Source organism: Sandarakinorhabdus sp. (assembly GCF_987265915.1).
The window spans coordinates 2,224,284-2,241,592 of sequence record NZ_OZ503948.1 but is presented as its reverse complement, the minus strand read 5'-3'; the positions used below and the strand labels follow the sequence as shown (position 1 = coordinate 2,241,592).

The 17,309-nt window shown below is 63.4% G+C and carries 20 protein-coding genes and 1 riboswitch; of the genes, 7 read left to right on the top strand and 13 right to left on the bottom strand.

The genetic code is table 11. The annotated features are described in order from the left end of the window. Positions 1–8: 8 nt before the first annotated feature. Positions 9–1,211, bottom strand: a complete 1,203-nt coding sequence (locus tag AC6UUM_RS11060) for an efflux RND transporter periplasmic adaptor subunit (protein WP_500802333.1) — start codon at positions 1,209–1,211, stop codon at positions 9–11. 255 nt (positions 1,212–1,466) lie between these two features. On the opposite strand from AC6UUM_RS11060, the gene AC6UUM_RS11055 reads away from it, so the two are divergent. Continuing rightward, complete coding sequence (locus tag AC6UUM_RS11055; RefSeq protein ID WP_500802332.1) at positions 1,467–2,189, top strand: SIMPL domain-containing protein; 723 nt, start codon at positions 1,467–1,469, stop codon at positions 2,187–2,189. A gap of 10 nt (positions 2,190–2,199) precedes the next feature. Beyond that, a complete protein-coding gene (locus tag AC6UUM_RS11050) occupies positions 2,200–3,165 on the top strand; it encodes an MBL fold metallo-hydrolase (RefSeq protein WP_500802331.1) in 966 nt (321 codons plus the stop codon). Between the two features lie 45 nt (positions 3,166–3,210). Here AC6UUM_RS11050 and AC6UUM_RS11045 read toward each other — a convergent pair whose 3' ends face one another. Next, the gene (locus AC6UUM_RS11045) at positions 3,211–3,987 is read right to left on the bottom strand and encodes an SDR family NAD(P)-dependent oxidoreductase (RefSeq protein ID WP_500802330.1); all 777 of its coding nucleotides are present in this window, start codon (positions 3,985–3,987) and stop codon (positions 3,211–3,213) included. A gap of 167 nt (positions 3,988–4,154) precedes the next feature. Between AC6UUM_RS11045 and AC6UUM_RS11040 the strand changes: the two genes are divergently transcribed. Further along, a complete protein-coding gene (locus tag AC6UUM_RS11040; RefSeq protein WP_500802329.1) occupies positions 4,155–5,324 on the top strand; it encodes an MFS transporter in 1,170 nt (389 codons plus the stop codon). 3 nt (positions 5,325–5,327) lie between these two features. Here AC6UUM_RS11040 and AC6UUM_RS11035 read toward each other — a convergent pair whose 3' ends face one another. From AC6UUM_RS11035 to radC, 5 genes are all read right to left on the bottom strand, one after another. Further along, positions 5,328–6,092, bottom strand: coding sequence for a proteasome-type protease (locus tag AC6UUM_RS11035; RefSeq protein WP_500802328.1), 765 nt, complete (start codon positions 6,090–6,092; stop codon positions 5,328–5,330). Between the two features lie 65 nt (positions 6,093–6,157). Next, the gene (locus tag AC6UUM_RS11030; protein ID WP_500802327.1) at positions 6,158–7,039 is read right to left on the bottom strand and encodes a transglutaminase family protein; all 882 of its coding nucleotides are present in this window, start codon (positions 7,037–7,039) and stop codon (positions 6,158–6,160) included. A 9-nt stretch (positions 7,040–7,048) separates the two neighbouring features. Then, complete coding sequence (locus AC6UUM_RS11025; protein ID WP_500802326.1) at positions 7,049–7,990, bottom strand: alpha-E domain-containing protein; 942 nt, start codon at positions 7,988–7,990, stop codon at positions 7,049–7,051. Between the two features lie 155 nt (positions 7,991–8,145). Further along, the gene (locus tag AC6UUM_RS11020; RefSeq protein ID WP_500802325.1) at positions 8,146–9,597 is read right to left on the bottom strand and encodes a circularly permuted type 2 ATP-grasp protein; all 1,452 of its coding nucleotides are present in this window, start codon (positions 9,595–9,597) and stop codon (positions 8,146–8,148) included. An 85-nt stretch (positions 9,598–9,682) separates the two neighbouring features. Beyond that, positions 9,683–10,366 (bottom strand): RadC family protein, encoded by a 684-nt coding sequence (radC, locus tag AC6UUM_RS11015; RefSeq protein WP_500802324.1) that lies wholly within the window; start codon positions 10,364–10,366, stop codon positions 9,683–9,685. Positions 10,367–10,460: 94 nt separating this feature from the next. Here radC and AC6UUM_RS11010 point away from each other — a divergent pair, with 94 nt between their 5' ends. Continuing rightward, on the top strand, positions 10,461–11,234 hold the full coding sequence (locus AC6UUM_RS11010; protein ID WP_500802323.1) for a Coq4 family protein: 774 nt from the start codon (positions 10,461–10,463) through the stop codon (positions 11,232–11,234). A 475-nt stretch (positions 11,235–11,709) separates the two neighbouring features. Here the strand turns inward: AC6UUM_RS11010 and AC6UUM_RS11005 are convergent, their stop codons facing one another. After that, positions 11,710–11,889, bottom strand: a complete 180-nt coding sequence (locus tag AC6UUM_RS11005) for a hypothetical protein (RefSeq protein WP_500804956.1) — start codon at positions 11,887–11,889, stop codon at positions 11,710–11,712. A 128-nt stretch (positions 11,890–12,017) separates the two neighbouring features. Here AC6UUM_RS11005 and AC6UUM_RS11000 point away from each other — a divergent pair, with 128 nt between their 5' ends. Genes AC6UUM_RS11000 through AC6UUM_RS10990 form a run of 3 tightly spaced genes read left to right on the top strand, consistent with a single transcriptional unit; the run spans position 12,018 to position 13,167 of the window. After that, positions 12,018–12,302, top strand: coding sequence for a BrnT family toxin (locus AC6UUM_RS11000; RefSeq protein ID WP_500802322.1), 285 nt, complete (start codon positions 12,018–12,020; stop codon positions 12,300–12,302). Continuing rightward, positions 12,253–12,549, top strand: a complete 297-nt coding sequence (locus tag AC6UUM_RS10995; protein WP_500802321.1) for a helix-turn-helix domain-containing protein — start codon at positions 12,253–12,255, stop codon at positions 12,547–12,549. Before AC6UUM_RS11000 ends, AC6UUM_RS10995 begins: the two co-directional genes overlap by 50 nt. A 9-nt stretch (positions 12,550–12,558) precedes the next feature. Further along, positions 12,559–13,167 (top strand): helix-turn-helix domain-containing protein, encoded by a 609-nt coding sequence (locus AC6UUM_RS10990; protein WP_500802320.1) that lies wholly within the window; start codon positions 12,559–12,561, stop codon positions 13,165–13,167. Between the two features lie 46 nt (positions 13,168–13,213). Here the strand turns inward: AC6UUM_RS10990 and AC6UUM_RS10985 are convergent, their stop codons facing one another. From AC6UUM_RS10985 to AC6UUM_RS10965, 5 genes are all read right to left on the bottom strand, one after another. Continuing rightward, on the bottom strand, positions 13,214–13,735 hold the full coding sequence (locus AC6UUM_RS10985; protein ID WP_500802319.1) for a hypothetical protein: 522 nt from the start codon (positions 13,733–13,735) through the stop codon (positions 13,214–13,216). 98 nt (positions 13,736–13,833) lie between these two features. Next, positions 13,834–14,133 (bottom strand): helix-turn-helix domain-containing protein, encoded by a 300-nt coding sequence (locus AC6UUM_RS10980; RefSeq protein WP_500802318.1) that lies wholly within the window; start codon positions 14,131–14,133, stop codon positions 13,834–13,836. After that, positions 14,133–14,450 carry a type II toxin-antitoxin system RelE/ParE family toxin gene (locus AC6UUM_RS10975; RefSeq protein WP_500802317.1) on the bottom strand — a complete coding sequence of 106 codons (318 nt, stop codon included), beginning with the start codon at positions 14,448–14,450 and terminating at the stop codon, positions 14,133–14,135. The genes AC6UUM_RS10980 and AC6UUM_RS10975 overlap by 1 nt, the downstream gene beginning before the upstream one ends. Before the next feature lie 41 nt (positions 14,451–14,491). Continuing rightward, positions 14,492–16,345 (bottom strand): phosphomethylpyrimidine synthase ThiC, encoded by a 1,854-nt coding sequence (gene thiC / locus AC6UUM_RS10970; RefSeq protein ID WP_500802316.1) that lies wholly within the window; start codon positions 16,343–16,345, stop codon positions 14,492–14,494. Between the two features lie 52 nt (positions 16,346–16,397). Beyond that, a riboswitch (TPP riboswitch) is annotated at positions 16,398–16,506 on the bottom strand. Positions 16,507–16,511: 5 nt separating this feature from the next. Next, positions 16,512–17,252, bottom strand: coding sequence for a sterol desaturase family protein (locus AC6UUM_RS10965; RefSeq protein WP_500802315.1), 741 nt, complete (start codon positions 17,250–17,252; stop codon positions 16,512–16,514). Between the last annotated feature and the right edge of the window lie 57 nt (positions 17,253–17,309).

Genomic DNA, 17,309 nt, shown 5'->3' with positions numbered 1-17,309 from the left:
GGGTCAGATCAACGGGTGGTGGCGGCAGGCGCCCGCACCGGACGGACCTTGTCACCCGGCTTCAGGAAGGCGCCGGCGCTGGCCACGACCTGTTCGTCGCCATTCAGGCCGGAAGCGATGCCGACACCCGAATCGCTGACCGTGCCGACCGTGATGTTGCGACGCTCGACCTGATTGTCCTTGCCCAGCACATAGACATAATTGCCATCCACATCTGCGAGCACCGCCGATTGCGGCAGCTGCGGCCGGCTGGTCTGCCCGGCGGAAATGCGGGCGCGGGCAAAGGCGCCCACGCGCAGGCCGGGGGCATAATCCATCTCGATGCGGGCAATGCCCAGGCGGGTCGCGGTATCGATCACCGGATCGATCAACCACACCCGGCCCTGAAAGCTGGTGGTGGCGCCAACCGGCGTGACATCGGCGAGCATGCCGGGCTTGAGCCGGGCGATATCCTGCTCGGCCATCTGCGCGCGCATTTCCAGCCGGCCGCCTTCGGCCAGGCGGAACAGGGCACCCGAACCGGGGCCAACCACTTGCCCGGCTTCGACCGAGCGCGACAGGATCAGGCCGGCCGCCGGCGCCCGCACATCGAGCCGTTCATTGCGCTCACGCGCCGCGCCCAGCTGGGCCCGCGCCACGCCAACCCGCGCCAGTGCGCCATCACGCGTGGCAAGGCGCTGATCGATGTCGGCGCGGCTGATGAAGCCCTTGGCGACCAGGCTTTCGGCGCGGGCGAGATTGGCTTCGGCGAGGCGGGCGTCGGCTTCGGCCTGGCGCACGCTGGCCTGCAACTGGGCGATTTCCTGCACCTGCACCTGGCGATCGATCTGGGCGAGCACCTGGCCGGCGGACACACGTTGGCCGGGTTCCACCAGCACGCGCACCACCCGGCCGCCTTCGCCCTGCACGCCAACAGCGGCGTCGCGCTTGGCAGCGATGCTGCCCGGTGCCGTCACGGTATCAGCGACCATCGTCGATCCGGGCACCAGCACGGTGACTTCGGGCAGGTTGCTGGCGGTGGCAGCCGGCGGGGCGGCAGCGGGTTTGAAGGCCTGCCAGGCGGCGACACCGGCCAGCGCCACGGCGAGCGCGATCAATGCCGGCTTCAGCCAGCGGTTGCGGCTGCGCGCCGGTGCTACGGCTTCACCTCCCGGTGAAAACGGATACACCTCCGCGGCGGCGGTCGGCGGGATATTGTTGTGGGCGTTCATGGCCATCGTCTTCCTTTGCGGGTGGTGTATTATCGAAATACATCACCGCATGCAAGGGCCTCCTTTATCCTAAGTCGGTGTTTGCAGAAAGCCACAATCTGGCAGAATTTGAGTATCACTCGGTGCACAGACGTCGCACCCGCCATGGCTTGTTCAAGTACCGGAAAGATGAACTGTGCCATGGTCATAATGATGAATGCAAAGTTAGCGAGCGAAGGCGTGGCACGTTCCAGCCATGATCCACCCAAGGAGACGATGATGCGCGCGATTGCCGGCCTGTTCCTGTTTCTCGCCGTTCCGGCGGCAGCCCAGCTGCCAGCGCCGGTCACGCAGCCGGCAGCCGCCCGGCCCGGCCTGCTGACACTGGTGGTTGATGCCCATGTGGCGCGGCCGCCGGATCAGGTGCGGCTGTCGGCCGGCGTGGTGACGACCGCGGCCACTGCGGTCGAGGCGCTGGCGGCCAATGCGGCGCGCATGACCGCAGTGATCGCCGCCATGAAGGCCGCGGGCCTTGCCGACCGCGATGTGCAGACCAGCGGCCTCAATGTGTCGGCCCAATATCGCTATGTCGCCGAACAGGCGCCGCAGCTGACCGGATATCAGGCCCGCAACATGGTGACCGTGACCAGCCGCAGGTTGGCGGATGCCGGCCGGATGATCGATGCCGTGGTGAAGGCCGGCGCCAATGAAGTGCAGGGCCCGGAATTCCTGCTGTCGGCGCCGGATGTCGCGATGGACGAAGCGCGTGCTGCGGCCGTGGCCAAGGGCCGGGCACGCGCCGCGCTCTATGCGCGCGCCGCCGGCCGCATGCTGGGCCGCATCGTCAGCATCAGCGAACTGGCGGGCGAAGCGCCGCAGCCGGAGCCCAAGATGCTGCGGATGGATGCGCGCGAGGCGGCCGCCGCTGATTCGCCGATTCAGGCCGGCGAATTGCAACTGTCGGTGCAATTGACGATGCTGTTCGAACTGGAACCATGAGGGGGCGCATATGGGCTATGATCGGGGGCTGCATGAAATCGGGGATGGCCTGTTCGCCTGGCTGCAACCCGATGGCGGCTGGGGCTGGTCCAATGCCGGGCTGATCACCGTCGGCACGCCGGGCGATGGTGGCGCGGCGCTGGTGGATACGCTGTTCGATACCGCGCTCACCGCCGAAATGCTGGCAGGCATGGAACGCGCCACCGGCTTTGGTGCGCGCGCCATCGGCCAGGTGGTGAATACTCATGCCAATGGCGATCACACCCACGGCAATCATCTTTTGCCCCAGGCCGAGATCATCGCGTCGGAAGCCTCGGCGCGCGAGATGGAGGCGTTTTCGCCGGCGCTGCTGGCCCAGATGAAAGCTGCTGGCGCGGCCGGGCAGATGGGGGTGGCCGGCATTTATTTTGCCGAGATTTTCGCGCCGTTCGATTTTGCCGGCGTCACCGAACGCCCACCGACGCGGACCTTCTGTGGTCGCGAGACGCTGGATGTGGCGGGGCGGGCGGTCGAGCTGATCGAGGTTGGCCCGGCGCACACGGCGGGCGATGTGCTGGTGCATGTGCCGGGCGCGCGCGCCGTGTTCACCGGCGACATCTTGTTCATCGAAGGCACGCCGATCATGTGGGCCGGGCCGGTGTCGAACTGGATCGCCGCGTGTGATCGCATCATCGCCATGGATGTCGATGTGATCGTGCCCGGCCACGGACCGCTGTGCGACAAGGCCGGCGTGCGCGAGGTGGCGGATTATCTGGGCTATATCCACACTGAAGCCCGCGCCCGCTATGACGCTGGCCTGACCGCCGCCGATGCCGCGCGCGACATCGGCCTTGGCCGCTACGCGTCGTGGAAAGATGCCGAACGCATCGCGGTGAATGTCGATACACTTTACCGCGAATATTCGGGCGATCAGACGCCGCCAGATGTGGTGCGCCTGTTCGGGTTGATGGGGCAGCTTTATTATGATCGGCGTTAGGCAACCTCAGGCCCCAAAGTCAGGCCCCAAAGTCAGGCCCCAAAGTCAGGCCGCGGTCACCCCGCCATCGATGACGAAATTCTGCCCGGTCGTGAAGGCCCCGGCCTTGCCGGCCAGGAACACGGCCATGCCGGCGATTTCATCGGGCGTACCGATGCGCTTGAGCGGTGCGGTCGCGGTGGAGCGCTTCAGGGTTTCGGCATCATCCCACAGCGCCTTGGCAAAATCGGTCTTGATCAGGCCCGGCGCGATGCAGTTCACCCGCACATTGTCCGGCCCATATTCGCAGGCCAGGTTGCGGGCGAGCTGCATGTCGGCGGCCTTTGAAATGCAATAGGCGCCGATGATCGTGCTGCCGCGCAGGCCGCCGATGGAGCTGACGATGGTGATGGTGCCATCCTTGCGCGCGCGCATGGCCGGGGCGACCATGGAAATCAGCCAGTGGTTGGAAACGATGTTGTTCTGCAGGATCTTGGTGAAGGCTTCGTCCGATATGCCCTCCTGCGGGCCATAATAGGGATTGGACGCGGCGTTGCAGACCAGATGATCGATCTGGCCCCATTTGACGACCGTGGCATCGACCAGCGCCTGCAGACTTTCCTTGCTGGCGATGTTGGCGGGCAGCGAAATGGCGGCCTCGCGCCCGACAGCGGCGTTGATCTCGTCGCGGGCAGCCTCGCACACATCGGCCTTGCGGCTGGAGATCACCACATTGGCGCCGTGCTCCGCCATGCGGTGGGCAATGGCCTTGCCGATGCCGCGACTGGAACCGGTGATAAGGGCAGTCTGCCCAGTCAGATCGAAAAGCGCTGGAAGGGCCATGGTTCATCTCCCAAGTTGGATGCCAGATTGGATGTTCGACGCAGTTTAGACAGCGGGCCGGCCGATTGTCACGCCGCACAGATGACAGGTTCATTGCAGCCTGCCATCACTCTGCCATGCCCGAATCAGCGCCAATTTCGTCCTCAGCATCCCTCGCGTCCGACGGGGTGCGTGCCACGCTGCTGGCGTGCCTGTTCTTTGCCGGCTTTGGCTGCCTGATCCCGTTCCTGCCGCTGTGGCTGGAAAAGGTGCATAATTTTTCCGGTGCCGAAATCGGCGTGGTGCTGGCCATTGCCGGCTTCAGCCGCGCCGTGGCCGGGCCGTTGACCGCGGCCTGGGCCGATGGCCGCAGCGACCGCCGCGCGCCTTTGTTCATGTTCACCATCCTGCTCACCCTGGGTTTTGCAGCGCTGTATTTCCTCACCGGCTTTGTTGCGGTGTTTGCGGTGATCCTGATCCTCGATGTCGCCTATTGGGGTCTGTTGCCGGTGGTGGAGACGGCGCTGTTGCGGCTGACCCGCACCGGCCTGCCCAGCTATGGCCTGGCGCGCGGCCTGGCATCGGCCGCGTTCGTTGTCGGCACTTCGATCGTCGGCGTGCTGAACGACTGGACGGGGAGCTTCTGGCCGATCTGGGGCTTCATGCTGGTGATTTCGGCGGCGATGATCGCCGGCAGCGCCTGGATGCCGCGCGAGCCCAAGCTGGCTTCCGCCGAGATTGCCCAGCCGTTTTTCGAGCGTCTGTCCTCCGGGCTCGGCATGCTGCGCAACCCGCGCTTCACCCTGTTCATCTTTGCCGCCGGCCTCATCCAGGCCAGCGCCGGGTTCCTCTACACCTCCGGATCGTTGGTGTGGGCCAATGAACAGGGCATGTCGTCAAAGGAAATCTCGGTGCTGTGGAACATCGGCACGCTGGCCGAAGTCGGCTTCCTGATCTTCCTCGGCAATTGGTCGGCGCGGTTCCGCCCGGAAACGCTGATTGTTGCTGGCGGGATCGGCGCGGTGTTGCGCTGGACGGCGCTCGCGGCGCTGCCGCCATTCTGGGTGCTGGCGCCGCTGCAACTGCTGCACGCGCTCAGCTTTGCGGTGACGTTCCTGGGCGGCATGCGCTTCATCCAGACCATCCATGGCGATGATCGGGCCCCCACGGCGCAGATGATCTACATGGGCCTTGCCAATGCGCCGACTTATGCTGCGGCCGTGCTGATTTCCGGGCCGCTGTATGACCGGCTGGGCGCGCCCGGCTATTTCGCGATGAGCGGCATCGCCAGTATTGGCCTGGTGCTGGCGGTGATGCTGTGGATGAAGAAATCCGAGGCGCAGGCGGTAAGCGCCTGAACCTCAGCTCCGCTGCTCCAGCTCCGGCTGGCTGGCGAATTGGGGCAGGGGAATGGCGGCGGCTGCCGCGCGCAGGGCGTTGCTCCAGCGGTTGTTGAGCTCGCTGTAATAATCGTCGTCCGCTTCGATGCGGTGGATCAGTTCCAGATCCGATACGCCGGTGCGGATGGTGGCGATGTCGATGGGCAGGCCCACCGCCAGATTCGACCGCATGGTGGCGCTGAACGAAATCAGCGCGATCTTCATGGCTTCGGCCATCGGCGTTTCGTGGGTCAGCATGCGATCGAGCACCGGCTTGCCATATTTATTCTCGCCGATCTGCAGGAAGGGCGTGTCCTGCTGGCATTCGATGAAATTGCCGGCACCATAGATCAGGAACAGCCGCGGCCGGCGTCCGCCGATCGACCCGGCCAGCAACAACGTGGCGCCGGTGTAAACATCGGCATCCTTCACCACCCGGTCAATTTCAGTCTTGGCCTCTGACAGCGCCTGGCCGACCAGTTGTGCGGCGCGGAACACGGTGGGCACTTCGGCGAGGAATTCCTTGTCGCCGGTATCGGGCATGGTCACGCCCAGCGCCACCCGCGACAAGGCGCTTTGGGTGACCGACAGCGACCCGGCCGAGGCGCACATGATCACCCGATCCGGGCCGTGTTCCATCACGCGCAATTTGCGATAGGTGGAGATATTGTCCACGCCCGCATTGGTGCGGGTGTCGGCGAGCAGGGCGAGGCCTTCGCGCACCAGGATTCCGACGCAATAGGTCATGCTTGCCCCCAGATACTGTTGTTTGCCGGAAGATTGCGCTTCCGGCGCGCTGCCGGCAAGCCTGTTCAGGCCTGCGCCTGCTGCTGTTCCTGAAGCTGGTCGCGGTTGGCATCGGCATCGCCGAGTTCGCTCAGGCCCGGATGATCGATGCTGGCCTGGGTCGTCACCGCCACGGCCATGGTTTCGGCGCCGCCACCGCGCCGTGCACCGCGCACCGGGGCGGCCTCGCGATAATCCAGCCCCACCGCCACCCGCAGATAGGCCTGGGTGGCGCACATGCCATTAGTGGGATCGAACGCCACCCAGCCCAGATCGGGGATCAACACTTCGGCCCAGGCATGGGCGGCCGGCTGGGTGATCAGGCCATCGTGGCGCACCAAATGCCCGGAGACATAGCGCGCCGGAATGCCGAGCGTGCGCGTCACGCTGAGGAAGATATGGGCATAATCCTGGCAGACACCGGCCCGAATCGCGAAGGCATGCGCGGCATCACTGTGCGCATGGGTGACATCGGGATCGAACACCATCTGTTCATAAAGCACGGACGTCAGCCGGTGGCAGGTCGCCAGCGCATCACCGGTGTCGATCTTCCGCGCAAAAGCCTTCAGCGCGTCGTCCGGCTGGGTCAGGTCGGTCTGGCGCAGGAAGATCAGCGCCGGCAGCGGTTCGTGGCCGCCGGCGATCACGCCATGGCTTTCCAGCGTATCCACTTCACCCGCCACATGCAGCGACAGCCGTTTTACCGGGCCGTCGGGGTAGAACATGTGGGTGATATTGCCATAGGCGTCTTCATTGCGCCGCAAATGGCCGTTCACATCGGTATCGATGCGCCAATGCACGACATGCTGGCCATCATGTGCCGCCGGCTGCACCCGCAGCAGTTGCAGCACATCGCTGGCCTCGCGGGCATATTCATAGACGGTGGAATAATCGACCCGGATGCGCATCGCTTATTCCTAGAACAGATATTGTTCGGCGATGGCTTCGCCCAGCCGGTTGTTGTCGGCAATGAACTGGGTGAGGAATTCGTGCAGGCCTTCACCGAAAATCGCTTCGATATTGCCGCCCGAAAGCCGCGCATGCCCCGCATGGGCCAGCCGGTGCGCCGGCCCGCGGCGGCCGCTCTGGCTTGCCAGCAGATCGAGGTGGCGGCGGATTTCATCATAGCAGGCGGCCAGGCTGCGCGGGATCTGGCGGTTGAGGATCAGGAGATCGGCCACCAGCCACGGCTTCACACTGTCGTTATACACCCAGCGATAGGCCGTCATGGCCGAAACCGTGCGCAGGATGGTCGTCCACTGGAAATAATCCAGGCTGCCGCCGACCGGCTCGTCGCGCGGCAGCAGCAGATGGTATTTCACATCGAGCAGCCGCGCGCTGTTGTCGGCCCGCTCGATGGCGGCGCCCAGATTGATGAACCAGAAGGCATCGCCGCGCAGCATGGTGCGGTTGGCCGCACCATCGAAGGCGGCGACCGCATGCTTCACATATTCGATCAGCTGCGCCAGCGTCTCGCGGCTGGACAGGTGCGTGCCATAACGGCTGACCTCCAGCCAGGCGGTGTTGATGGCTTCCCAGGCTTCCTCGGTCAGCGCGGTGCGCACCGACCGTGCATTGCCACGCGCGCTTTCAAGGCACGACCGGATCGATGAGCTGTTGCCGGCATTCAACGTCAGATATTCGGTGACGTCATGTTCATCGACCTTCAGGCCGGTATTGGCAAAATTGTCGATCTGGCAGGCGGCGGCCAGCGCCGAATCCCAGGCGTTGGAGGCGCCGCCATAGCTGGAGGGCAGGGCGGCCAGCCGCTGTGTTGCCTCGATCAGCCGCGAGGTGAAATCGGCGCGCTCAAGGTAGCGGCCCATCCAGTAGAGATTGCCTGCGGTGCGGGAGAGCATCTCACCTCTCCCCTTGGGGGAGAGGTCAACTCGCGCGGAGCGCGGCGGGAGAGGGGTGCCAGCCTTGGCGCCGACGGGCGTTACCCCGCTCCCGGGCCGGCTGCGCCGTCTCTCGACCTCTCCCCAAAGGGGAGAGGTGACCTTTAATCGTCCCCTCAACCATCGACCACCCACGTGTCCTTGGTGCCGCCACCCTGCGACGAGTTCACCACCAGTGACCCGGCGGTCATCGCCACCCGCGTCAGCCCGCCCGGCACGATGCGCACGCCGTCGGCGCCGGTGAGCACGAACGGCCGCAGATCGACATGGCGGGCGCCGATGCCGCCATCGGTGGCGGTGGGGCAGGTCGAGAGCGCCAGCGTCGGTTGCGCAATGAATTTTTCCGGATTGGCGCGCAGCTTGGCGGCAAAGGCCGCGATCGTCGTCTTGGAGGCATGCGGACCGACCAGCATGCCATAGCCGCCAGAGCCATCGACTTCCTTCACCACCAGTTCCGGCAGGTGATCGAGCACATACATCAGCGATTCCGCTTCCCGGCAGCGCCAGGTCGGCACGTTGGGCAGGATCGGTTCCTCGCCCATGTAAAAGCGCACGATGTCGGGCATGTAGCTGTAGATTGCCTTGTCATCGGCAATGCCCGTGCCCACGGCATTGGCCAGCGTGACATTGCCCGCGCCATAAGCCGCCATCAGGCCGGGCACGCCCAGCATTGAATCCGGATTGAACACCAATGGGTCGATGAAGGCATCATCCACGCGTCGATAGATCACATCCACGCGTTGCGGCCCTTCGGTGGTGCGCATGAACACCACATCGTCGTGCACGAACAGATCGCTGCCCTCGACCAGCTCGATGCCCAATTTGTCGGCCAGGAAGCTGTGTTCGTAAAAGGCGCTGTTGAACTGGCCGGGGGTGAGCAGCACACAGGTGGGATGGCTGCCGCGCAGCTTGCGCGGGGACACGCTGGCCAGGGTTTCCAGCAGCATTTCGGGATAGGTTTCCACCGGCGCCACCTTCACCTGATCGAACAGATCGGGCACCAGCTTCAGCATCACCTCGCGGTTTTCCAGCATGTACGACACGCCCGATGGCGTGCGGGCATTGTCTTCCAGCACATAGAATTCGTCCAGCCCGGTGCGCACCAGATCGATGCCGGCAATATGCACCCAGATGCCGCCGGGCGGCGTGCGGCCCACCATGTGCAGGCAATAGGCCGGGTTGAGCAGCACCAGCTCCGACGGAATGATGCCGGCCTTCAATATCTCCTGCCGGCCATAGATGTCGGCCAGGAACATGTTGAGCGCGGCAACGCGCTGTTTCAGGCCGCGTTCCAGCCGATCCCATTCCGGGCGGATCAGGATGCGCGGCACGATATCGAACGGGATCAGCCGTTCGGTGGCCTGCGCATCGCCATAGACGGCAAAGGTGATGCCGATACGGCGGAAAAACAGTTCGGCCTGGGCCCGGCGCGCCGCCATCAGCTCTGGCGGGGAATCGGCCATCCATTGCCGGATGGCGCGATAGGCTGCGGTGACGCCGTCAGGCGACTGGCTGTCATAGCCTGCGCCCGATCCGAACATCTCGTCAAAAGCCGCCAGTGCCTGCATTGCGCCTCCATTTGATCGCTGATGTGTGCGGGGCAGGGCGGCGCAAGGCAAGGATATTATTGCGTATGGCCTTGCCGCCTTGCCGTCAGATCAGCCCCGCCGCGCGCATGGACACATGGCCGCCGGCGCCGATGATGACATGATCATGCACCGTCAGCCCGAGGTGCCGCCCGGCTTCGATGATGGCGCGGGTCATCTGGATATCGTCGCGGCTGGGCTGCGGATCGCCCGATGGATGATTGTGCACCAGCACGATCGACGCCGCCGCCAGATCGAGCGCACGCTTGACGATTTCCCGCGGATACACCGGCGCGGCGTTGACCGTGCCATCGTTCATCACCTCATCACGGATCATGATGTTGCGATTGTTGAGGAAGATCACCCGGAATTGTTCTGTGGTGCGCTGCGCCAGGCTGGCATGCAGATAATCGAGCAGCGCCTGCCAGCCGCTGAGCACCGGCCGATCAAGCGCCTTGGTGCGCAGCGCCCGCAACATCACCGCTTCGACGAACTTGATCGCCGCCGCCGTGCCATCCCCCAGGCCCTCGACGCGCTTCAATTCTTCCGGGCTGGCGGCAATCAGCGCGGCCAGGCTGCCGAATTCGTCAATCAACCGCTTGGCCAGCGGCTTGGTATCCTGCCGCGGAATCGCCAGCGCCAGCAGATATTCCAGCAGCTCATAATCATGAAAGCCATCACCGCCGCCGGCCAGCAGCCGCGCGCGCAGCCGTTCACGGTGGCCGGCGGGGGAAGTCGCGTCGTTGCTCATCGGTGTCAGTCTATCGCCAGCCGCAGCCTTCACCAAATGGCTTGTTGGGTTCGTGCGGTCATGCAAGGCTGCCGCACGGATCGGAGGCAACATCATGCACAAGGTTGACCGCATATTCGGTGAAAAATTCCTCACCGCTGTCGATGATTTCTATGCCTATGGCGTGCACCTGCTGTTCAATGAATGGTGGGAACAGGCACCGCAGGACGCCATCGACAAATATGTGGCGGCGATCACCGAGCATCCCGATCAGGGCCCGCTGGCCGCCGCCGGCTGGATGGCGCCGCCGTTCAGCCTGTCACACGTGGCCGATTGCGCCCCCGGCACGCTGGGTGCGGCCTGGCGCGACCATATGGTGGTGAACGGCCTGGCCGAACAGCTCGCCGTCGGATACGCCGGGCTGACCGCCGATTTCGAAGCCAGCGGCAAGCTGGCGCGCCTGCCGGAGGTGCTGAAATACAAGGTGTTGCGCGGGTATCAGACCCACGATCTGCACCATGTGCTCACCGGTTATACCACGCATCCCTTCCATGAACTGGCGCTGCAAGCGTTCAGCCTGGCGCAGATGGACTATCCCTATTCGGCGATGACCCTGTCGGTGATCATCAGCCACGCCACTCTGGTCGATCCCTGGCTGATCCAGCCGGCGATGGACGCCATTACCGACGGCTGGGCGCTGGGCCGGCGGGCAAAATCCATCCAGTTCATCGATTTCGAGAACCAGGTGCACCGGCCATTGGCGGACGTGCGCGCTGAATATGGCCTGGTGCGCGATACGCCGTTCGTGCCGATGGTGCCGCGTGTCTCTGAATTGGTGGCGCAGGAACTGGTGGTGCAGGAAAAGATGCGGGAGAGCGCTGCGGCCTGATTTGTTGAAGGCAAGTCCTCCGGATTGCCGGTTCGGTTTTGACCCTTTGGACGATTCCGGCGGGAATCCCCTTTGAAATGCTGCGGTTTTGCGGATTTGCGGTTCGCGATTTTCTGCTGAAGGGACGTACAACAGCATGATGACATGCCTTGCCAGTGTAGGACAGCAGGCCTTCGGGGGCGGGGATCGATCATGGATCCCGCAATGATTGTCCGGCGTTCCGATATTGGCCGGTGACGCCGGGCCGGGAAGGTCGCATAGTCAGCCGCGGACATCAGTCCGTTCAGGAGACAGGCGATGGCCAAGGGTCAGGCAAAATCCAACAAGGAAACCCGCAAGCCCAAGAAGGAAGCCCCCAAGAAGGTGAGCCAGGCCAACCCTTCGACCAAGTGAATTTGCGCTTCATCGCCGATTGCCCTGCCGTAGGGGCTTGCGGCGCAGCTGACGGGGAGAGCGTCGCCTTTCCACCGTGCGGTCACCGCAGGCTGGCAATGCCCAATTTGTCTTCCTTCGCCCGCGCCTTAACCGATTCCTCGCTGCGAGTCAGCGCCTTGGCAATGGCGCGCAGGGGCATGCCCTTTTTCGCCAGAGCATGAAGCTTGGCCACCTCGTCGCTGGTCCACGCCTGCTTGTGCCGCTCGAACGTCTCGCCCACCGCGCGCACTCCCTTGCCTGAACCGCCGTTGTGCCGAAAACATCGGAGGCAGCATCGCTGCATCACCGCCGCCAGCGCAGGCGTCAACACCGTTTGGGCACCGCAGCCAATGATGCCATACCTCGCTCATGCTTGTCGAATTTGATCCCGCCAAAGACGCGACCAACATCGCGCAACATGGGCTGTCCTTGGCCTTTGGAGCGACGCTATTCGATGATCCCTTCCATCTTGTCCTGCCGTCTCATCGCCTCGAAGACAATGAACAGCGGTGGAAGGTCATCGGGCTGGTGGATGGTCGCTGCTACACCGCCGTGCATGTCTGGCGTGGCGAGGTGATCCGGTTTATATCGGTGCGCAGGAGCAATGCTGGTGAAGAACGACTTTATCATAGCACTGCCGGCCGACCCGAATGATCCGGAGGATTGCGATGTGTCGGTCGCCGGCTTTGAACGCGGGCTGTTGGCGCGCGAACTGCGGCAGTTGCGGACCCGGCTTGGCTTGAACCTGGGCGAGTTCGCAGATCGCTACGGCATTCCGGAAGGCGAATATGCCGGCTATGAAAGCGTCCGCGTGGCACCGCCGGCTGCGGTGATGGCTTATCTGCGCGTTATTGTCGCCGAGCCGGAAGCTGCAGCACGGGCCGTGAGGCAAGCGGCCTGACGCTTCACGATGCCCAAAGCACCTTTAATGCACTGTCACCCTAATCCCGAAGACGTTGCCGACGCCCGCGCCACGCTGGCGCGCATAGACGCTGGCGAGGGGATGATGCCCGGCGAAGTGCTCGGCGCCATTCTCGATGAAGGGCTGCACCCCATCGCCGCCTGGCGCCGTTATCGCGGCCTGTTCCAAGCCGAACTGGCCCGCCGCACCGGGCTCAGCCAGGTGTGGCTGAGCCTGATCGAGAACGGTGGCGGGACGGGTTCGGCTGCCACCCGGCGCAAGCTGGCGGCGGCGCTGGAGGCGCCGGTGTGGGCGTTGGAGGAAGAAGGCGATTCACAGGAGATTGAGATGAAGCATTTGTCGTCATCATCCGGCAAGGGCGCGAAGTATGCGCCGCTGCTGGAGTATCTTCGCAACAAGGACGATTCTCAGGTCACCATGCGGTACGATGAGATTGCGAAGCTGGTGGGCGGCCTACCCAAGTCAGCGAGCCTGCATCGTGCTTGGTGGGGTAATCACGAAGGGAACAGCCAAGCGCTGGGCTGGATGCCGGCGCGCTATTTGGCCGAGCCTGATATGTCGCGGCGGACGGTCGTGTTTCGCAGGTTCACATACTGACATCGGCTACTCTCCTCCCCTCTCCGGCAGACGGGAGAGGGGTTGTCTAAAATATCTTTAGTAAGTCGCCGATTTTCGTCGTTCCTTCCAAAACGAGGCCTTCTTTGTTTGAGCGCAAGGTGGAGAAGCTCAGACGTGTGCCAGTTAGCTCTCGAACACATTTTCTTGGGTCAAATAGCGCCCAATTCAAATCGGACTCCAAACTGAGATTGGTAACTTCGCCAAAACGAAGCCACATCAGTAGGTCGCAGGAGCGGTCCTTAGGCCCGATTGTTTGAAATTCCGCAGTGCCGCTTCCCTTAACCTCGATTGCCTTGATTCTATTGGATGACTTAGCAACCAAATCCGCGCCACCACCTCGGCAAATTTCGCCGATTTTTGACCTATTTTCATTTACATAAATTCGTGCTGCCAAAGCCTCTGATATTTTCGACGGCAGCTTGGGGTTTTGTATGATATCGGTTCCATATTGCCGCCTAACGCGGCTGATTGCGTGCATCATATCGCTCCAAGCGTTGAAGAAAGACTGCAATTCTTCTGCTGATGCGATGTTAACTGGCTTCCACATTTCTGGTCGCAATCACTCCGCCGCCGGCAGGTAAATCTCCCCGCCCTTTATTAATTCCGGGGATACAATTCCGGAGACACAATACTTAATTACACCGATCAAGCTGCCTTGTCCGGCTCAAGCACAATCCGCAGCTTCGTCCCCGTCGCTTCCGCCAGTTTTCGCAGGGTGCGTGTCGAGGGCATTGTGCGGCCGCTTTCCAGGCGGGCGATGGCGCTTTGGCTGGTGCCCATGCGGATCGCGAGTTCTTCCTGGGTGAGGTTGGCGCTGTTGCGGGCGCCGATCAGCGCGTTGGCGAGGGCGAACTCTTCTTCGAGCGCGTCATATTCGCGAATGAATTCGGGGTCTTCGCGCCAACGTGCGAAGGACTCTTCGACCGGAATGAACTTGCGCTCCATCATATCTCCTTCGCCCGCGTGAGGGCGATTTCAATTTCGCGGCGAGGCGTGGCTTCGGTCTTTTTTACAAATGTTCGCAACACGATGACGCGCCGTCCGGTTGCTGTCACATAGAGTGACCGGGCGATGCCATCGCGACCCTTCAACCGCATTTCCCAAATCTTGCCTTCCAGATGTTTGACATAGGGTTCACGCATCCGTTCGAGGCCATTGGCACGGATCATATCCGCAATCCGAAGAAAACTTGCCCGCGTGTCACGCGGCAAGGCTTCGACTTCGGCCTCTGCGACACCGTTCAGATACTCGACCGACCACATCGGCTAATATGCCGTTTTTGAGATAATTTGCAAGCGCGGCTTCACTCCGCCGCCGGCAGATAAATCTCCCCGCCCTTGGCCCGGAACTCGGCGCTCTTTTCCGCCATGCCGGCTTCCAGCATCGCGTCGGTGTTCTGCTTGGCCGCATAATCGCGCACGTCCTGTGTGATCTTCATGCTGCAGAATTTCGGCCCGCACATCGAGCAGAAATGCGCCACTTTCGCGCCTTCGGCCGGCAGGGTTTCGTCGTGGTATTTCAGCGCGGTTTCCGGGTCGAGCGACAGGTTGAACTGGTCGCGCCAGCGGAAATCGAAGCGGGCGCGGCTGAGCGCGTCGTCGCGCAGTTGGGCGGCGGGATGGCCTTTGGCCAGGTCAGCGGCGTGGGCCGCGAGTTTGTAGGTGATGACGCCGACCTTCACATCGTCACGATCGGGCAGGCCGAGATGTTCCTTGGGCGTGACGTAGCAGAGCATGGCGCAGCCGAACCAGCCGATCATCGCGGCGCCGATGCCGCTGGTGATATGGTCGTAACCGGGCGCGATATCGGTGGTGAGCGGCCCGAGCGTGTAGAAAGGCGCTTCGCCGCAGGTTTCGAGCTGCTTGGTCATGTTGACCTTGATCTTGTGCATCGGCACGTGGCCGGGGCCTTCGATCATCACCTGGCAGTCGTGTTTCCAGGCGATCTGGGTGAGCTCGCCCAGGGTTTCGAGTTCGGCGAATTGCGCGCGGTCGTTGGCGTCCGCAATCGAGCCGGGGCGCAGGCCGTCGCCGAGGCTGAACGACACGTCATAGGCGCGCATGATTTCGCAGATTTCCTCGAAGTGCGTGTAGAGGAAATTTTCCTTGTGGTGGCTGAGGCACCATTTGGCGAGGATCGAGCCGCCGCGGCTGACGATGCCGGTGACGCGGTTGGCGGTCATCGGCACATAGGCAAGCCTGACACCCGCGTGGATGGTGAAATAATCGACGCCCTGTTCGGCCTGCTCGATCAGTGTGTCGCGATACACCTCCCACGACAGATCCTCGGCGATGCCGCCAACCTTTTCCAGCGCCTGATAGATGGGCACGGTACCGATCGGCACGGGGCTGTTGCGCAAGATCCATTCGCGGGTGTTGTGGATGTTGCGGCCCGTTGAAAGGTCCATGACATTGTCAGCGCCCCAACGGGTGGCCCAGACCATCTTTTCGACTTCCTCGGCGATGGAGGAAGCGACGGCTGAGTTGCCGATGTTGGCGTTGATCTTCACCAGGAAATTGCGGCCGATCGCCATCGGCTCGGCTTCGGGGTGGTTGATGTTGGACGGGATGATGGCGCGGCCGCGGGCGATTTCGCTGCGCACGAATTCGGGCGTGACATAATCGGGGATTTCGGCGCCGAAATCCTCGCCGTCGCGGATCAGGCCATCGCGCTGCGCGCGGCCGATATTTTCGCGGATGGCGACATATTCCATTTCCGGCGTGATGATGCCGCGGCGGGCGTAAGCGATCTGGGTGACGGCCCGGCCCCCTTTGGCGCGCCACGGCATCTTGTTGACGTGGGGGAATTCCGGCGTGTCCGGCTGTTTCTTGCCGCCGGAGATGCCCCCAATGATACCATTATCTTCGGGCTTCACTTCGCGGCCGGGATAGCGTTCGCAATCGCCGCGCGCTTCGATCCAGGCGGTGCGCAGGGGCGGCAAGCCGGCGGCGATGTCGATGGTGGCGGACGTGTCGGTGTAGGGGCCGGACGTGTCATAGATGCGCACCGGCGGTTCGTTGGCGGATGGTTCCAGCACCACTTCACGCATGGCGACGCGGATATCGGGGAACAGCGTGCCGGCGACGTGGATCTTGCGGCTGCCGGGCAGCGGCCCTGTGGTAACAGGCACTTCCAGCTTGCTGTTGATATCGGCCATGCGCTTTGTCCTTCATCCGCAATTCGGACGGGATGGCGCGGGCAGGGGCCCATTCGCCCCGCACGTCCCTCCCTCCGCCGGTGTCAACCGGATCAGGTTCAGCGGGTCAGGGCGCATACGCCCACTCTCAGCCAGTAACGCTGGCTCCCCGGGGAATGGATCGACGTTATGCCTGCCCTGCCCAATTGGCAAGGCCGCGATCGGTGCCGCAGAGCTTGTCCCAGAAGCGGAAATACAGGCCATAGTTGCAGGTGTAGTGGCGGTGATGGGCTTCGTGGTGGCTGGCGGAGATCACATGGCGGCCGAACCAGCCGTTCACCCAGGATTTGGGAAACATTTCCCAGCCCATGTGGTTGGTGACGCCCATGATCGTGGCGATCAGCATCACGACGCCCAGCGCGCCGATGTGGATGGGGATGATGAAGATCAGCGCCGGGATGAGGATGGCGCCGGAGACGGCCTCCCACGGGTGAAAGCTCATCGCGGCCCAGGCCGTCGGTGGCCGGCTGGCGTGGTGGACGGCATGCGCGGCCTTGAACAGGCGCGGCTGGTGCATCCAGCGGTGGGTCCAGTAAAACCAGCTGTCGTGCGCGAACAGATAAACGAGGATGGACAGCGGCAGCCAAACGGCCTGCAGCGGGCTGTCGATGCTGGTCATCAACTGGGTCCAGCCCAATGATCGCCAGGCTTCGATGGCGAGGCCGGCGGGGATGGCATAGATGACGGCGGAAATCAGCGACCAGCGCACTTCATTGCGCACCTGGGCGCCGCGCCGTGCCGGATCGGCTGGGCCAGCGACCACACCGCGCGCGCGAGTGAGCCAGGCGAAGCCGCCCGACACCGCCAGGTAGCGGACAGTGATGATCAGCGCCATGGAGGCGACGGCGAGGATGAAGGTGAGGACCACAGCTGGGCTTTACAGTGCGGTGGGTGGGCCGCCAAGCGGCACCGCGTCGCGCCTTGC

What these genes read in the sequence shown, in the direction of transcription:
- AC6UUM_RS11025 (WP_500802326.1), bottom strand. Translation starts at nt 7,990, where the DNA reads ATGCTCTCCCGCACCGCAGGCAATCTCTACTGGATGGGCCGCTACCTT.
- AC6UUM_RS10995 (WP_500802321.1), top strand. Translation starts at nt 12,253, where the DNA reads ATGCTGGTGAAGAACGACTTTATCATAGCACTGCCGGCCGACCCGAAT.
- AC6UUM_RS10975 (WP_500802317.1), bottom strand. Translation starts at nt 14,450, where the DNA reads ATGTGGTCGGTCGAGTATCTGAACGGTGTCGCAGAGGCCGAAGTCGAA.
- AC6UUM_RS11000 (WP_500802322.1), top strand. Translation starts at nt 12,018, where the DNA reads ATGCTTGTCGAATTTGATCCCGCCAAAGACGCGACCAACATCGCGCAA.
- radC (WP_500802324.1), bottom strand. Translation starts at nt 10,366, where the DNA reads ATGAGCAACGACGCGACTTCCCCCGCCGGCCACCGTGAACGGCTGCGC.
- AC6UUM_RS11035 (WP_500802328.1), bottom strand. Translation starts at nt 6,092, where the DNA reads ATGACCTATTGCGTCGGAATCCTGGTGCGCGAAGGCCTCGCCCTGCTC.
- AC6UUM_RS11050 (WP_500802331.1), top strand. Translation starts at nt 2,200, where the DNA reads ATGGGCTATGATCGGGGGCTGCATGAAATCGGGGATGGCCTGTTCGCC.
- AC6UUM_RS11020 (WP_500802325.1), bottom strand. Translation starts at nt 9,597, where the DNA reads ATGCAGGCACTGGCGGCTTTTGACGAGATGTTCGGATCGGGCGCAGGC.
- AC6UUM_RS10985 (WP_500802319.1), bottom strand. Translation starts at nt 13,735, where the DNA reads ATGTGGAAGCCAGTTAACATCGCATCAGCAGAAGAATTGCAGTCTTTC.
- AC6UUM_RS10990 (WP_500802320.1), top strand. Translation starts at nt 12,559, where the DNA reads ATGCCCAAAGCACCTTTAATGCACTGTCACCCTAATCCCGAAGACGTT.
- AC6UUM_RS11045 (WP_500802330.1), bottom strand. Translation starts at nt 3,987, where the DNA reads ATGGCCCTTCCAGCGCTTTTCGATCTGACTGGGCAGACTGCCCTTATC.
- thiC (WP_500802316.1), bottom strand. Translation starts at nt 16,345, where the DNA reads ATGGCCGATATCAACAGCAAGCTGGAAGTGCCTGTTACCACAGGGCCG.
- AC6UUM_RS10980 (WP_500802318.1), bottom strand. Translation starts at nt 14,133, where the DNA reads ATGGAGCGCAAGTTCATTCCGGTCGAAGAGTCCTTCGCACGTTGGCGC.
- AC6UUM_RS11030 (WP_500802327.1), bottom strand. Translation starts at nt 7,039, where the DNA reads ATGCGCATCCGGGTCGATTATTCCACCGTCTATGAATATGCCCGCGAG.
- AC6UUM_RS11010 (WP_500802323.1), top strand. Translation starts at nt 10,461, where the DNA reads ATGCACAAGGTTGACCGCATATTCGGTGAAAAATTCCTCACCGCTGTC.
- AC6UUM_RS11055 (WP_500802332.1), top strand. Translation starts at nt 1,467, where the DNA reads ATGATGCGCGCGATTGCCGGCCTGTTCCTGTTTCTCGCCGTTCCGGCG.
- AC6UUM_RS11060 (WP_500802333.1), bottom strand. Translation starts at nt 1,211, where the DNA reads ATGAACGCCCACAACAATATCCCGCCGACCGCCGCCGCGGAGGTGTAT.